This window comes from Pseudomonas machongensis (assembly GCF_034961125.1).
Lineage (GTDB): Bacteria > Pseudomonadota > Gammaproteobacteria > Pseudomonadales > Pseudomonadaceae > Aquipseudomonas > Aquipseudomonas machongensis.
In genome coordinates this window covers 37053-51560 of record NZ_JAYFUI010000170.1, presented here as the reverse complement: position 1 = coordinate 51560, position 14508 = coordinate 37053, and the positions used below count along the sequence as shown (strand labels likewise).

Below are 14508 nucleotides of genomic sequence, written 5' to 3'. Positions count from 1 at the left end.
GCGGGCAAGCTTGCGCCTACAAGAGGTCGGGCTTGCCCACGCAAAGAGCGATCCGATCAAAGCACCTGGCGCAAGAACGCCTGGGCCCGCGGGTCCCTCGGCGCCGCGAAGAACGCAGCGGGTGCCGAATCTTCCAGCAACTTGCCATGGTCGAAGAACAGCACCCGGTCAGCCACCTCACGGGCAAAGCCCATCTCATGGGTCACGCAGACCATGGTCATGCCTTCCTGGGCCAGGGTCTTCATGACATCCAGCACCTCGCCGACCATCTCGGGGTCGAGCGCCGAGGTCGGTTCGTCGAACAGCATCACCTTCGGGTCCATCGCCAGGGCGCGGGCAATGGCCACCCGCTGCTGCTGCCCCCCCGAGAGGCGAGAGGGGTATTCATTGACCTTCTGGCCAATGCCGACCTTCTCCAGCAGTGCACGGGCCTTGGCTTCGCGGTCGGCCTTGCTACGTTTGCGCACCACCTTCTGCGCCAGGCACAGGTTCTCCAGCACGGTCATGTGCGGGAACAGGTTGAAGTGCTGGAACACCATGCCGACTTCACGGCGGTAGGCGTTGATATCGGTCTTGGGGTCTTCCAGGCGCAGCCCATCGATGGCCACATGGCCATCGTCGAAATGCTCCAGGCCGTTCAGGCAACGCAGGAAGGTCGACTTGCCGGAACCCGAGGGGCCCAGCACCACCACCACCTCGCCCTTGGCAACCTGGGTGGAGACGCTGTCCACCGCACGCACCACCTGGCCACGGGTGTCGAAGACTTTCAACAGGTCACGGACTTCAATCACTTTGCGCAAGCCTCCGCTCGAGCCGGCTGGCAATGTGCGACAGCGGCAGGTTGATCAGCAGGTACAGGCCTGCCACGCAGAACCAGATCTCGAAGGTCGAGAACGACGTGGTGATCGCCTCGCGACCGCTCTTGGTCAGCTCGGTAATGGCGATCACCGACACCAGCGAGGTGTCCTTGACCAGACTGATGAACTGCCCCGCCAGTGGCGGCAGCACACGCTTGAACGCCTGGGGCAGGATCACATGGCGCATCGACTGGCTGGCATTCAGGCCCAGCGAGCGCGCCGCTTCGTTCTGCCCCTTGGCGATCGACTGCACACCGGCACGGACGATCTCGGCCACATAGGCGCCGGTGAACAGCGCCAGCGCCGCCACCCCGGCGAACTCGCGGGACAGGTTGAGCACGGTGCCGATGAAGAAATAGAAGATGAAGATCTGCACCAGCAGCGGCGTACCGCGCACCAGTTCGACATAAACCGTGGACAGGTCGCGCAGGGTCGGGTTGCTCGACAACCGGCACAACCCGGCGAACAGGCCGATCACCAAACCGAACGCACCGGAAAGCACCGAGATCCACAAGGTGGTCCACAGGCCCCAGGCCAGCGGGCCGGCCGCCCAGTGGCGGGTGACGCCGATCTGGTCGCCCTCGGCGACATCGTCACCACGGCTCAGTTGCAGACTGTCCTTGACCACCTCCAGCACTTGCACCTCGCCGTCCTCGCTCTTGAGCGTGACGCGGGCGTCGTTACCGGACACGACGATCTCCTCGACGGTGCCGTAGGCCGCCGCACGCTGCACGTCTTCGGCCTGGAAGGCGAAGTACTGCGGCACACGGTTCCAGCGCCACTCGTAGGAAATCATCGAGGTGGCCATGTACAGACTGAACGCCAGGCCCACCAGCACCAGCGCGGTAAGCGCGTGCCAGGGCCACTGGGCTTTCTTGTGTTTGATCACGTGGGTGCTTCCGTAAATGCGAACGCGCAGGGGTTGCCTGCGCGTCAGGGTCATCGCCAGGGCTTGTGGTCCGGGCTCTTATTCCATGTCCTTCAGCCAGTCGGTCTTCTTGAACCACTTGTCGTGAATACGATCGTAGGTCCCGTCGTGCTTGATCTGGTGCAGGAAGTTGTTGATGAAGTTGATGCTGTCGTAGTCGCCCTTCTTCAGGCCGAATGCCAGCGGCTCGTAGGTGAAGGGTTCTTCCAGGTAGACCAGCTTGCCGGCGCCTGCCTTGTTCACCGCGACCACGTTGTACGGCGCGTCGTAGACGAAGGCATCGGCCTTGCCGTTGACCACGTCCATCACCGCTTCCTGCTCGTTGTCGTAGCCGTGGTACTTGGCCTTGCTGATCAGCTTCTTGGCGACCATCTCGCCGGTGGTGCCGAGTTTGGAGGTCAGGCGGTACTTCTCGTTGTTCAGGTCCTTGTACGACTTGATCTCGCCTGCCAGCTCCTTGCGGATCAGCAGGGTCTGGCCAACGACGATGAAGGGTTCGCTGAAGTTCAGGCGCAGGTTGCGTTCCTGGGTCAGGGTCATGCCGCTGCCGATCATGTCGAACTTGTCGGTCAGCAGGGCCGGGATGATGCCGTCATAGGCGGTGGAGACGGTTTCTAGCTTGACGCCCATGGACTTGGCCATCGCCTTGAGGATGTCGACCTCGAAGCCGACGATCTCGCCGCGCTTGTTGGTCATCTGGAACGGCATGTAGGTCGGGTCCATACCCACGCGCAGGGTGCCGCGCTTGACCGCATCATCGATGGCGCCCGCCTGGGCGGTTGTGACCGCGATCAGCGCGGTGACGCCGAGCAGCATGCGCGACAGGTATTTCTTCATCATCACCAGGTCCCCTAGCAAGAAGTACGCAGAATTTTATTGTGTGCACGATCGTTCCGACCGGTGCGTTGTGTCGGGACGGATGCTAACGCATGCAGGCCCTGGGACCTAGAGCCGGTGGGGACTTTGTTGGCCAAAAATCATGGCAGCAGAAAAAGCTTCGCGGGCAAGCCCGCTCCTACAGGCTTTGTAGGAGCGGGCTTGCCCGCGAATGCGATGGATCAGGCGCCGACAAGTGCCGGCTGGCCCTCACCCTCGGGATGCAGCGGCAGCAGCGGCGAGTGCGGATCGTTGGCGATGGAGTTGCGCCACACCTTGATCCACGCCTCGTTCTGCTCGGCCCACACCCGCTCGTGCAGGCGCGACAGCGCCACCGGGTCGCTCAGCAGGGCCAGGCGAGTATTGCCGTCGATCCCCTTGGGGCCCGCTTCCAGCGCCTTGGCGATACGCTCGGCGCGCAGCGTCTCGATCGCATCGGACTGACGATGACGGGCTGTACCCATGGCGCAGGCCAGGGCGTTCTGACGCGGATCGACCACGGCGCGAACGAAGCCATCGTTCAGGGCGTGCCAGCGGTTCTCGTGGGTGTACTGGTCGGTTGCCAGCAGCTCGTGCGGCGTGGCGTATTCCTCGGGAATCAGGAACAAGCGCTCGTCCTTGGCCGCCAGGCCCAGGCGCACACGGCTGGAGATCACCGAAACCGGGATCGACAGCACCAGCGAGCCGACGATCGGCGCCAGCCACCACAGGAAGCTTGGATTCAGCCAAGCCACCAGCGCAGCCCAGGCGATACCCAGCAAGGTCTGCGGGCCATGACGCCGCACCGCTTCGCTCCACGGGGTGGAATCGTCGTCACGCTGCGGCGAATTCCAGGTCGCTGCCCAGCCGAGGAACGCGGCCAACACGAAGCGGGTGTGGAAGATCATCCGCACCGGCGCCAGCAACATGGAGAACAGCATCTCCATCAGCATCGACAGGGTCACCTTGATCCGCCCGCCGAACTCGGTCGCGCCCTTGGCCCAGATCAGGATGATGCTGAGCAGCTTGGGCAGGAACAGCAGCACGATGGTGGTGGAGAACAGCGCGATGGCTTTTTCCGGGTGCCACTGCGGCCACAGCGGATACAGCTGGAACGGCTCGATGAAGTACTGCGGCTCCATCAGCGTGTTGGTTGCCAGCAACGCGGTCGACAGCACCAGGAACAGGAACCACAGCGGCGCCGACAGGTACGACATCACCCCGGTGAGGAACACCGCGCGGTGCACCGGGTGCATGCCCTTGACCAGGAACAGGCGGAAGTTCATCAGGTTGCCGTGGCACCAGCGCCGGTCGCGCTTGAGCTCATCGAGCAGGTTCGGGGGCAGCTCTTCATAGCTGCCCGGCAGGTCGTAGGCGATCCACACGCCCCAGCCGGCACGGCGCATCAGCGCGGCTTCGACGAAGTCGTGGGACAGGATCGCGCCGGCGAAGGCGCCCTTGCCCGGCAATGGCGCCAAGGCGCAGTGCTCGATGAAGGGCTTCATGCGGATGATCGCGTTGTGCCCCCAGTAATGCGATTCGCCCAGCTGCCAGAAGTGCAGGCCGGCGGTGAACAGCGGGCCGTACACACGGGTGGCGAACTGCTGCATGCGCGCATAGAGCGTGTCCATGCCCGAAGCCTTCGGCCCGGTCTGGATGATACCGGCGTCCGGGTTGGCCTCCATCAAGCGCACCAGGCTGCTCAAGCACTCACCGCTCATCACGCTGTCGGCGTCGAGCACGACCATGTACTTGTATTCGCCCCCCCAGCGACGGCAGAAGTCGTCGAGGTTGCCGCTCTTGCGTTTCACGCGGCGGCGGCGGCGGCGATAGAAGATACGACCGAAGCCTTTCGCCTCACGGCACACCTCGAGCCACGCCTGTTGCTCGGCAACGGCGATGTCGGTGTCGTTGGTGTCGCTGAGCACGAAGAAGTCGAAGCGGTCCAGGTTGCCGGTGGCGGCCACCGACTCGAAGGTCGCGCGCAGGCCAGCGAAGACCCGTGGCACATCTTCGTTGCAGATCGGCATGACGATCGCGGTGCGGGCATCGGCCGGGATCGGCTCGTTGCCGGCACTGCTGCCGGAAATCTTGTACTTGTCGCGGCCGGTGAGCAGCTCGAGGAAGCCCATCAGCGCGGTCCAGAAGCCCGCCGACACCCAGCAGAACAGGATGCCGAAGAGAATCAGGATGGAAGTCTGCAAGGCATAGGGCCAGACCTGCACGACGGTGTCCCAGATCGGCTGGTTGACCACTTCGTCCAGGTCGACGAACGACCAGCCCTGGTACGGCAGGATGCCCTTCATGTACCAGCCGGCGACGATGGTCTGACCGATCATCAGCGCCAGCAGGATGTAGCGGCGCAACGAACCGACCCGGCGCCAGCGTGCCGGCGGCAACTCGCGCTTGGGCGGTTGCGGAGCGTTGGTGCGGCCAGTCATGCGCCGCCACATGCGCACCAGAATATTGGTGCGCCAGGGCTCGGGCAGGACCTTGGTACGCTTGATCGGCGGGGCGATCTTCAGGCACAGGCGGCCACCGCCGTCGACGCCGAGCATCTCGGCCTCTTCGAGCTCGGCGGCACTGCCAACCGTCAGACGGGAACCCACCGAGGCCTGGACGGCGTCGGTGGCGCTGGCGGCCGGATCGGCCGCCAGGCGTTGGTGCAGCTCGCTGAAGGAAGAGCAGCTGGCGAGTTCCGCTCGCTGCTCATCGCTCAGAGGGAGGTGGGCCAGGTACTCGCCAAGCGATTCCGGCCTTGCGCTTGAGTTACTCATCGGCAGGCAACTGATAGCTCCAGGTTTCGGTCAGCACCTTCTCGGTGGTGGCCGGGGCCCCGTTGGTGGACGCCGCGTCGGCGGCTGGTTGCTCGGCAGGCGTCTCGGCCTTCTCGGCCTTGGCATGCTGAGCCTTGGCATGCTTGGCGGCCGCCTTGTCCTGCTTGGTTTCGGCAGGTTTGGTTTCCTTCGGCGCCTCGACCGGAACATCGCGTACCAGCGCGGCACGCATCTCGGTGGACTTCTTCGGATCCTTGACCTTCAACCGCAGGGTCAGACGCCAGCCCTTGATCTCAGGGTTGTAGCGTAGATTGTTCTCGACCAGCTCGGCATTGTCGCCCACGCTGACCTGGCTGCGCACCGCGGTGTCTTCCGGCAATGCCGCCAGCACCGGGCCGTTGAAGTCGACCAGGAAGGCCACGCTGCCATCGGCCTGACGGATCAGGTTGGCTTGCTTGACGTCACCGGTGGAACGCAGGGTCTGCTTGACCCAGCCAAGGTCCTGGGCCTGGAACTTGGGCTCGCTGATGGTCCAGTGCAGGCGGTAGTTGTACTCGAAGGGCTTGCCTGGCTCAGGCAAGGTTTCCGGGCTCCAGAAAGCAACGATGTTGTCGTTGGTCTCGTCGGCAGTCGGAATCTCGACCAGGTCGACGGTGCCCTTGCCCCAGTCGCCCTTGGGCTCGATCCAGGTGCTTGGACGCTTCTGGTAGTTGTCGTCGAGGTCTTCGAAGTCGCTGAAGGCGCGCTGGCGCTGCATCAGGCCGAAACCACGCGGGTTCTCGACGCTGAAGTTGCTGACTGCCAGGTGTTTCGGATTGTTCAGCGGACGCCACAGCCATTCGCCGTTGCCGGCGTGGATCGACAGGCCTTCGGAGTCATGCAGCGCCGGACGGTAGTTCTGTACCTTCGACGGCTGGTTCGGGCCGAACAGGAACATGCTGGTCAGCGGGGCGATGCCCAGGCGGCTGACGTGATCGCGCAGGAACACCTTGGACTTGACGTCGACGATGGTGTCGTCGCCTGGACGCACGGTCAGCTTGTAGGCGCCGGTGGAACGTGGCGAATCGAGCAGCGCGTAGATCACCAGGTGCTTGTCGGCGGGCTTGGGCTTCTCGATCCAGAACTCGCGAAAACGCGGGAACTCTTCGCCGGACGGCAGCGCGGTGTCGATGGCCAGGCCACGGGCAGACAGGCCATAGGCGTGCCCCTTGCCGACCACGCGGAAGTAGCTGGCGCCCAGCAGGGTCATGATCTCATCCTGCTTGTCAGGCTTGTTGATCGGGTAGAGCACGCGGAAACCGGCGTAGCCGAGGTTCTTGGTGGCATCGGCGTCATGCGGTACGTCGCCGAACTCGAAGCGGCTCGGGTCGTACTTGATCTCTTCGACCTTCTTGGCGGTGATCTCGTTGATGGTCACCGGCGTGTCGAAGTGCATGCCCTGATGATAGAAGGAGAGCTTGAACGGGGTCTTGTCATTCGCCCATTCGGCCTTTTCCTGGATGAAGCGGATTTTCTGATAGTCCGCGTACTTCATGTCGCGGAACACCGGAGGCAGGTTGCTCTTCGGTGCTTCGTACTTCTGGCCGGCCAGATCCTTTGCCTTGGCTGCAACATCGTCAAGATTGAATGCCCACAGCTGGCCAGCGCTCATCAGGCCAACCAGCGCTGCGCCTGCCAACAAGGCCGTGCGCAGCCGATTGCCGGGGATTCTTGGTGCATTACAGGGACTTACAATCACGAGCAACCCTCGCCGTAAACAGATCATGAAACCAACGGCCAGCGACCAATGCCGGGTTGGCGAGCACTGTTCGGACCCCGCAAGGGCGCAATGATTCCCCAAACGGATCCAGACAATGCTCGAGTCAGAGTGAAACGAACCTGCGAACGCAGGCTCACGCAGCGCGCGATTATCCAGCAGGCTGCGTTACAACGCATCAGGCTGGACAAACTATTTATCGTACAAAACCCCTTGTTTTCCTACAAACAAGGGGTTTTTGCGGCTCATATTTGTAACATAAATGTTACGGGGCCATCATTGACCAGGTGAACCTGCATATCTGCACCAAAACGGCCACTCTCGACGTTCGAGTGCTGAAGCTTAGCCTGCTGCAAAAGATAGTCGTAAAGCTCGGCCCCCAGTGCAGGCGGCGCCGCCGTCGAAAAACCTGGCCGCATGCCGCTACGGGTGTCGGCGGCCAGAGTGAACTGTGACACCAGCAGTAGCCCGCCGCCGATATCCTTGAGCGACAGGTTCATCTTGCCCTGCGGGTCACTGAACACCCGGTAGTTCAGCAGCTTGTGCAAAAGCTTATCGGCATGTTCGCGGGTATCTTCAGGCTCGACCGCCACCAGCACCAGCAAACCCTGGTCTACGGCGCCGACGATCTCACCCTCGACTTCGACCCGTGCTGCGCGTACACGCTGCAACAGGCCCTTCATGCTTCTTCCAGGGGCAGGTCGAGCAGGCGACGCGCCATCTGGTCTGCGGCGCGTACCAGGGCATCGGTGATGCCGGGCTCGGACGCGGCGTGGCCAGCATCGCGGATCACCTTGAGTTCGCTGTTCGGCCAGGCCTGGTGTAGCTCCCAGGCGTTGTCCAGCGGGCAGATCACGTCATAGCGTCCATGCACGATCACCGCCGGCAGATGGGCGATCTTCGGCAGGTCGCGGATCAGCTGGTCCGGCTCGAGGAAGGCATTGTTCATGAAGTAGTGGCATTCGATACGGGCAATCGACAGCGCACGCTGAGGCTCGGAGAAGCGATCGACCACCAGCGGGTTGGGACGCAGCGTGGCAGTACGGCCTTCCCAGGTCGACCAGGCCTTGGCGGCTTGCATCTGGGCGATCTGGTCGTGGCCGGTCAGGCGCTTGTGGAAAGCCTTGACCAGGTCGCCGCGCTCATCGGCCGGGATCGGCGCGATGTAGTCCTGCCAGTAGTCGGGGAACAGACGGCTGGCGCCCGCCTGATAGAACCATTCTATTTCCTGGGGACGGCACAGGAAGATCCCACGCAGGATCAGGCCATGCACGCGCTCGGGGTGGGTCTGGGCGTAGGCCAGCGCCAGCGTCGAGCCCCAGGAGCCACCGAACAGTACCCATTTGTCGATGCCCAGGTGCTCGCGGATGCGCTCCAGGTCTTCGATCAGGTGCCAGGTGGTGTTGTTCTCCAGGCTCGCGTGTGGCGTGGAGCGCCCACAGCCGCGCTGGTCGAAGGTGATGATGCGGTAGAGGTTGGGGTCGAAGTAGCAACGACTCTGGGCGTCGCAGCCCGAGCCCGGACCTCCGTGGATGAACACCACCGGCAAACCTTCAGGCGAACCACTTTCATCGACATACAACACGTGCGGCGCTTCCACGGCCAGATCGTGCCGGGCGTAGGGTTTGATCTGCGGGTAGAGGGTCTGCATTGCGCACTCCGTGTGAGGATTGTTCGGCCGAGGGCCATCATAAACCTGAATTGCGCTTTGAGCATGTACCCGTGTGATGGGCCTGCCAGATCATTGCCCCACGGCCTCTATAAACTGTTATGTCAGCCTGGCCTGCGCGGCTCACTAGCATCGGCGATTTCCCCACGAGACACCGCCATGAAGCCGTCAGCCCCCCTCGCTCCCCACGCCTTGATCGAACACAAGATGCCGCCGTGGATGCACACGACCCCTGCCCCTGCGCACACCATCATGCGCGAAACCCTCAAAACCCCGCCGACCTGGTTCGCGCAGGCCAACGCGACTACCCGCGACCTCGCCCAGGCCTATACCGACTACCAGGCCCACAGCACCGAGCTCAATGCGCAACTGGGTGCGCTCCCGACGCTGACAGCGTTCGCCACCCAGCACTTGCGCCAGGCGATAGAAAAGCGGTTCGCGTTGTCCCTCGACGTATCCACCCACTACCTGATCAATGCCAGCAAGGCAGAAGCCTACAAACTGCAGCTGGAAGGCGACCCCGTCGTCAATGGGCAGCGTGCGTTGAAACTGGCCACGCAATCGCTGCTGCACTGTGCGCTGCAGAATTTCGAGGAGGCCGAAGCCGAGCCCAATGGGTTAGATGGACAATGGCTCAGCGCAGCCGTTGTCGACAGCAACACGTTTACGTTCCTTACGCCGGACGGAAAGCAACTCTCCATTGTTCCCCACGAGTTCGCGGCCCTGAGCCGTGAGCTGGACATCGGCGGCCAGTACCAGACGCTGATCGGCGACGTGTTGAACTCCGCGGCACCAGCGCTGCGCGCGACCGAACAGGCGGCCTTGCGCGTGGAGGTGCACAAAGCCTACCTCAGCCATGCGATCGACGCCGAATTGCACTCGATACTGCTCGCCCTCATCGAGGACAAGCCAGCCGAGTACCAGGGCAGCCCGGTGCGTTGCGCCGGGCTGGCCCTGTTCGGGGCGCCGTTGACCGGGGCCATGGTCATCGGCGCCGTCCCCTCTCCCGAGCAGCTACTGACCTACGATCCGCTGCTATTGCCGCACAAAGGCCTGCTCGTCACCTACCTGCCCGGCAGCGACACCCCCTTGCAGCAGCACCATTCGGTGCACGAGGCACAGGCCCACTTGCGCGAACAGCTGTGGATGATGCCGGTCGATCAGCTCAAGCGCGCAGTGCCGGCGCGTGACAGCGCCACCTTCTTCGAAAAGCTGCGCGACTGCCTGCAACCGGTCGACTGGAGCACCGTACAACCTGGCCCCGACGGCCAAGGCGGCCAGGTCGAGCGGGTCCGCGACCCAGACGCCTGGGTTCCGGTGACCCTGGAGCCCTTGCGCCAGCCGCTGCTCAGCCATCAGGTCGAGCACAAGCAGCAGCGGCTCAAGGACGACGCGGCATTCCATGCTGTGCCCACCGCCGTCGAGGACGAAAAGACCGCCGAAAAGCGTCGAGCCTATTTCACCCAGCTGGCATTCGACGCGCTCAACACCAGCGCCTTCTTCATACCCGTGCTGGGCCAGGTAATGATGGGCGTGGCCGCTATCCAACTGAGCTACGAGGTGTTCGAGGGTCTGGACAGCTGGGCCAGCGGCGACCAGCAACAGGCCTTCGAGTACCTGATGGATGTGGTCGAGAACGTGGCGCTCACCGCCGCACTGGGAGCCGCCGGCGGCACAGGCGAGGTACCGGCGCTCGAGCGTATTCCGGTGGAAACGCCGTCGTTCATCGAGGAACTCACCCCCATCGAACTGCCCGATGGCCAGACCCGCCTGTGGGCGCCCGACCTGCGACCGTTCGCGCACGACATCCTGCTGCCAGCCGACCTGCAGCCAGATGAATTCGGCCTGTACCATCACCAAGGCAAGACCTGGCTCGCGCTGGACGGCACCCACTATTCGCTGAGCCAGGCGACGCCTACTGGTGAATACCGGCTCGAACACCCGCACAACCCGCAGAGCTACCAACCGAGCCTGCGCCACAATGGTGCCGGTGCCTGGCTGCACGAACTGGACCAGCCGCTGACCTGGCAGGCGCTTACCCTCATGCGTCGCGCAAGCCCGCTGGCCGCCGCGTTCGACGATGCAACCATCACCCGCATTCTGGAGATCAGCGACACCCAGGAAGACGTGCTGCGCCGGATCATCACCGATAACCAGCGGCTTCCCGCACTACTGGAAGACACCCTGGCGCGCTTCACGCTGGACCAGCAGATCAGCCAGACGCCCGCCTACGCCGAGCCACACATCGCCCAGGCAGAATTCTCCAAGCGTTACAGCGCCTTGTCGAGCAGCGTGACGCCGTCCGCAGAGCTCATCCAGCAGCGCTACCCGCAACTGCCGAATGCCATCGTCGAGGAACTGCTGCGCCACGCCACGCCCGAGGAGCTGCAAAGCCTGGCACAAGCCAAGGTGCCCTACCGCCTGGCCCAGGAAATACGCCTCTATCAGCAACAGGTGCGCCTGGCGCGTGCCTACGAGGGACTATTCCTGGACTCGGTGCGCAATGCCGATAGCGAGCGGCTGGCGCTGTACACGCTGGAGCAGTTGCCCGACTGGCCAACCGGCACCCGCCTGACACTGGAGCAGTTGCCTGGCGGAACCTTCGAGATCGGCACGACCGACTCGCAGGGCCAGACCCTCGTCAGCACCGCCTCAGGCTACCTTGCGGAATCGGCCACCTCCTTGTCCTCGCATACTTCGTTGTACAGCGCATTGCTCGAGGTGATACCGACCGCCCTGCGCGAAACACTGGCGGGCGACGGTGCCGAACAGACCCTTGCCTTGAAACGCCTGATCCAGGCCAACCCCCTGCCACGCGCTACGTTCAGGCGCCTGCTGGGCATGCAACCGCTGAACCCAGGCTATCGCTCACCGATGCGCCTGGCCGACGGGCGCATCGGCTACCCGCTGGGCGGCCGAGGTGCGGTTGGGGGTACGTTCACCCGCCATACACTGCTGCGCATCATCCGCACCCTCGAACTGCCCGAACACCTCTCCCGCTCGGCCGAACAGATCCTGACCCGCCTTGAAACCAGCGGCATGAACCGTTCGGACATCCATAACCGCCTGCGCGAGCTGCAAGAACAGCGCACCGCCCTGCAGCGCTGGCTGGACGATTGGCGCACGGCGGTCCACCCCGACATCCTTGTCCCGCCACAAACGTTCTCCGAGCTTCAGGCACGCTTCATGAATCACTGGCACCGCAACGCATTGCCCGCCCTCGGAGACACCCAAGCTCCCCTGCACCTGGAGCGCGTCGACCTCAGCAGCTTCCCTTCGGACCTGCCCGACTTCCTCAGCGCGACCATCACGCACTTGCAACTGACCGAGCCGTCATTTGGCAGTAGCGTGGGCTGGACCGCATACGAGCGGCACCTGAACAACCTGTTCCGACAGTTGCCAGGCGTGCGCTCACTCGAAATCAGCCGCCCCTACTCGCAAACCGCCGCCCCATCGCAAATGCTGTTCAGCCTTGGGTTGATGGCAACGCACTTCCCCGAACTCGAATCGCTCAGCCTGCTGAACCAGAACCTGCAACTGTCCGAGAGCGACATCAACAGCCTCGCCGGCCTGCCTCGCCTGCGTCGCCTGGACTTCAGCGGCAACCGCCTTTCCGAACGCTACCGCCCGGATTTTCGCGAGCTCACGCTGGACTACCTTGGGCTCGACCGTATGACCCTCGACCACTGGCCGCAGGGTCTGGGCCTAGGGGCACTGGCGAACATCGGCGAACTTTCGCTACGCGACAACAACCTGCGGCTACTGCCTGGCATGCTGCTCGGCAGCCACGCCGACGCACGCCCACGCACCGTCATCGCACTGGAAGGCAACCGCATCAGCGATGACCAATTGCTGCGCCTGCTGCTGGCCCAGGAAGCGTCGAGCCCCAACGTCACGGTCGATATCTCGCCCGGCCTGCGTACCCGTCTCGACCAGCACCTCCAGCAACGCCAGGCGTTGCACGAGGCCATCGACCAGTGGGCCAACGCCTCCAGTTCGAGCGCCCCGCCAAGCCAGGCCGCGACACTTGCCCGCCGCCGTATCGGCTCCGCGTTGAGCACCTTCTGGCAGAGCCAGGAACAAGGCCTGACCCAGACGACCTTGCGCTTGGAAGACATGGACCTGGGGCATTTCCCGCCACAGTTGCCGACCTTCTTCAACGAGCGGGTGCGCAACCTGTCCCTATCCCGAGCGAGTGGAAGCACAGAGCAGTTGGATGCGTTTCTCGCCCGACTCCCGAACGTCGAGAGCCTGAGCCTGGTGGAATATATCGGCGCCACCCAGACCCTGCCCACGGCACTGCTCCGCCTGCCACGCCTGACCTATCTTTCGATGCGCGACATGAACCTGGAGGTGGACGACAGCATGCTTGCAACCCTCGCTCACTTGAGCGATCTGACGCTGCTGGACCTGGGCGGCAACCGCATGGGCACCATCACCCAAGTACCCGAAGCGCTACGCAACCTGCGCCGCCTCGACTTGAACAACATGGGCCTGCAGCAATGGCCGGCATGGATCGACAGCCTGCTGCCGATGGACATGCTGGATCTCAGTGAAAACCAGCTCACCGAACTTCCCGAACACATCCTCAGCAACATCGATAACGGTTTCCCGATCTCATCGATCGCATTGTTCGGCAACCCGTTGAGCATGGACACCATGACGCGCGCGCGCACCTCATCGGACAGCCAGCACAGCTATACCTTCGCCATGGACGTGCCCGAAGACCTGCTCTTTCTCACCTCTTCAGATGATGAAATGGCTGGCGGACACCTGCACAACCCAATGCTCTCTGCCGATAACGACCTGCCCAACGTCGACGACTGGTCGCTCGGCGCCCAGGCGCAGAACGAGGCCCTGAGAAGCGCCTGGGAAACCCTCGAAGAAAGCGGTGACGCTGCCAACCTGCTGGCGCTGGTCGGTCGGTTGCGCCAGGCCGCCCCCTATCGCAACGGCCAGACCCGCCAATCGTTCTGCGAGCGCGTGCGTCTGATGCTGGTCAAGGCCGCGGTCAATACCGAGGAGCGTCTGCTGTTCAACGCCGTGGCCGAAGAGGCCCTGGTGCAACCCGACACCGGCAACCAGACCTGCCATGACGGCGCCCTGCTGGTGTTCCAGAACATCGAACTGCTGATCGACGGCCGGCGCTTGCTGACCGAGGCGGCAGAGTCGGAGCACACGCTCTACCGGGAGCTGCGTCGTCTCTTCCGCCTGCACCGGCTGGACGAGATCGCCCGGGACAAAGCCAGGGGGCGCGACGAGGCAGAGGTGCGCCTGGCCTATCGACGCGGGTTGAACGCGGAACTCAAGCTTGGCGTACCGGACGACAACATGCTGTACGAGGCTTTCGCCGATGTCAGCCGTAACGAGCTGGCGCTGGCCGTGGACCAGGTGCACCGCGAAGAACAGGGCGAGTCGTTCCTGAACTACGCCACCAGCAACGAAGAATGGATTCGCTACCTGCGCCACACCCACCAGGCGCGCTTCGAAGCGATCGAACAGCAGTACCAGGCGCAGGTACTGGCGTTGCCCGAGCAGTTCCCCGACAGCACCCTGGAGCAACTCGCGCCGGAGTTCGACAGCTTGAAGCATGAAAAGCAGGCAAAGGAAGCCCGCCTGATACAGGAGCTGACCCTCCAGGCCAACCCCGAGCGCGAATGACCCGC

Annotated in this window: 8 protein-coding genes; 1 reads left to right on the top strand and 7 read right to left on the bottom strand. The window is 63.5% G+C overall.

Translation table 11 applies throughout. From position 1 onward, the window contains the following. Nucleotides 1-56: 56 nt before the first annotated feature. The 7 genes from VA602_RS15635 to pip form a co-directional block, all read right to left on the bottom strand. A complete protein-coding gene (locus VA602_RS15635) occupies nt 57-791 on the bottom strand; it encodes an amino acid ABC transporter ATP-binding protein (protein WP_323453672.1) in 735 nt (244 codons plus the stop codon). Next, a complete protein-coding gene (locus tag VA602_RS15630; protein ID WP_189657842.1) occupies nt 784-1800 on the bottom strand; it encodes an amino acid ABC transporter permease in 1017 nt (338 codons plus the stop codon). The genes VA602_RS15635 and VA602_RS15630 overlap by 8 nt, the downstream gene beginning before the upstream one ends. A 24-nt stretch (nt 1801-1824) precedes the next feature. Continuing rightward, complete coding sequence (locus tag VA602_RS15625; protein WP_054894813.1) at nt 1825-2622, bottom strand: transporter substrate-binding domain-containing protein; 798 nt, start codon at nt 2620-2622, stop codon at nt 1825-1827. Nucleotides 2623-2843: 221 nt separating this feature from the next. Beyond that, complete coding sequence (mdoH, locus tag VA602_RS15620; RefSeq protein WP_323453663.1) at nt 2844-5417, bottom strand: glucans biosynthesis glucosyltransferase MdoH; 2574 nt, start codon at nt 5415-5417, stop codon at nt 2844-2846. Then, nucleotides 5410-7155, bottom strand: coding sequence for a glucan biosynthesis protein G (locus VA602_RS15615; RefSeq protein WP_081255321.1), 1746 nt, complete (start codon nt 7153-7155; stop codon nt 5410-5412). Before VA602_RS15615 ends, mdoH begins: the two co-directional genes overlap by 8 nt. Before the next feature lie 263 nt (nt 7156-7418). Continuing rightward, nucleotides 7419-7856, bottom strand: a complete 438-nt coding sequence (gene dtd, locus VA602_RS15610) for a D-aminoacyl-tRNA deacylase (protein WP_323453662.1) — start codon at nt 7854-7856, stop codon at nt 7419-7421. Further along, complete coding sequence (pip, locus tag VA602_RS15605; protein WP_054894800.1) at nt 7853-8824, bottom strand: prolyl aminopeptidase; 972 nt, start codon at nt 8822-8824, stop codon at nt 7853-7855. Before pip ends, dtd begins: the two co-directional genes overlap by 4 nt. 177 nt (nt 8825-9001) lie before the next feature. Here pip and VA602_RS15600 point away from each other — a divergent pair, with 177 nt between their 5' ends. Then, the gene (locus VA602_RS15600) at nt 9002-14503 is read left to right on the top strand and encodes a dermonecrotic toxin domain-containing protein (protein ID WP_323453661.1); all 5502 of its coding nucleotides are present in this window, start codon (nt 9002-9004) and stop codon (nt 14501-14503) included. Nucleotides 14504-14508 lie beyond the last annotated feature (5 nt).

Excerpts from the sequence above, each read along its gene's own strand:
- VA602_RS15630 (WP_189657842.1), bottom strand. The coding sequence starts at position 1,800 with ATGACCCTGACGCGCAGGCAACCCCTGCGCGTTCGCATTTACGGAAGC.
- VA602_RS15625 (WP_054894813.1), bottom strand. The coding sequence starts at position 2,622 with ATGAAGAAATACCTGTCGCGCATGCTGCTCGGCGTCACCGCGCTGATC.
- mdoH (WP_323453663.1), bottom strand. The coding sequence starts at position 5,417 with ATGAGTAACTCAAGCGCAAGGCCGGAATCGCTTGGCGAGTACCTGGCC.
- dtd (WP_323453662.1), bottom strand. The coding sequence starts at position 7,856 with ATGAAGGGCCTGTTGCAGCGTGTACGCGCAGCACGGGTCGAAGTCGAG.
- pip (WP_054894800.1), bottom strand. The coding sequence starts at position 8,824 with ATGCAGACCCTCTACCCGCAGATCAAACCCTACGCCCGGCACGATCTG.
- VA602_RS15600 (WP_323453661.1), top strand. The coding sequence starts at position 9,002 with ATGAAGCCGTCAGCCCCCCTCGCTCCCCACGCCTTGATCGAACACAAG.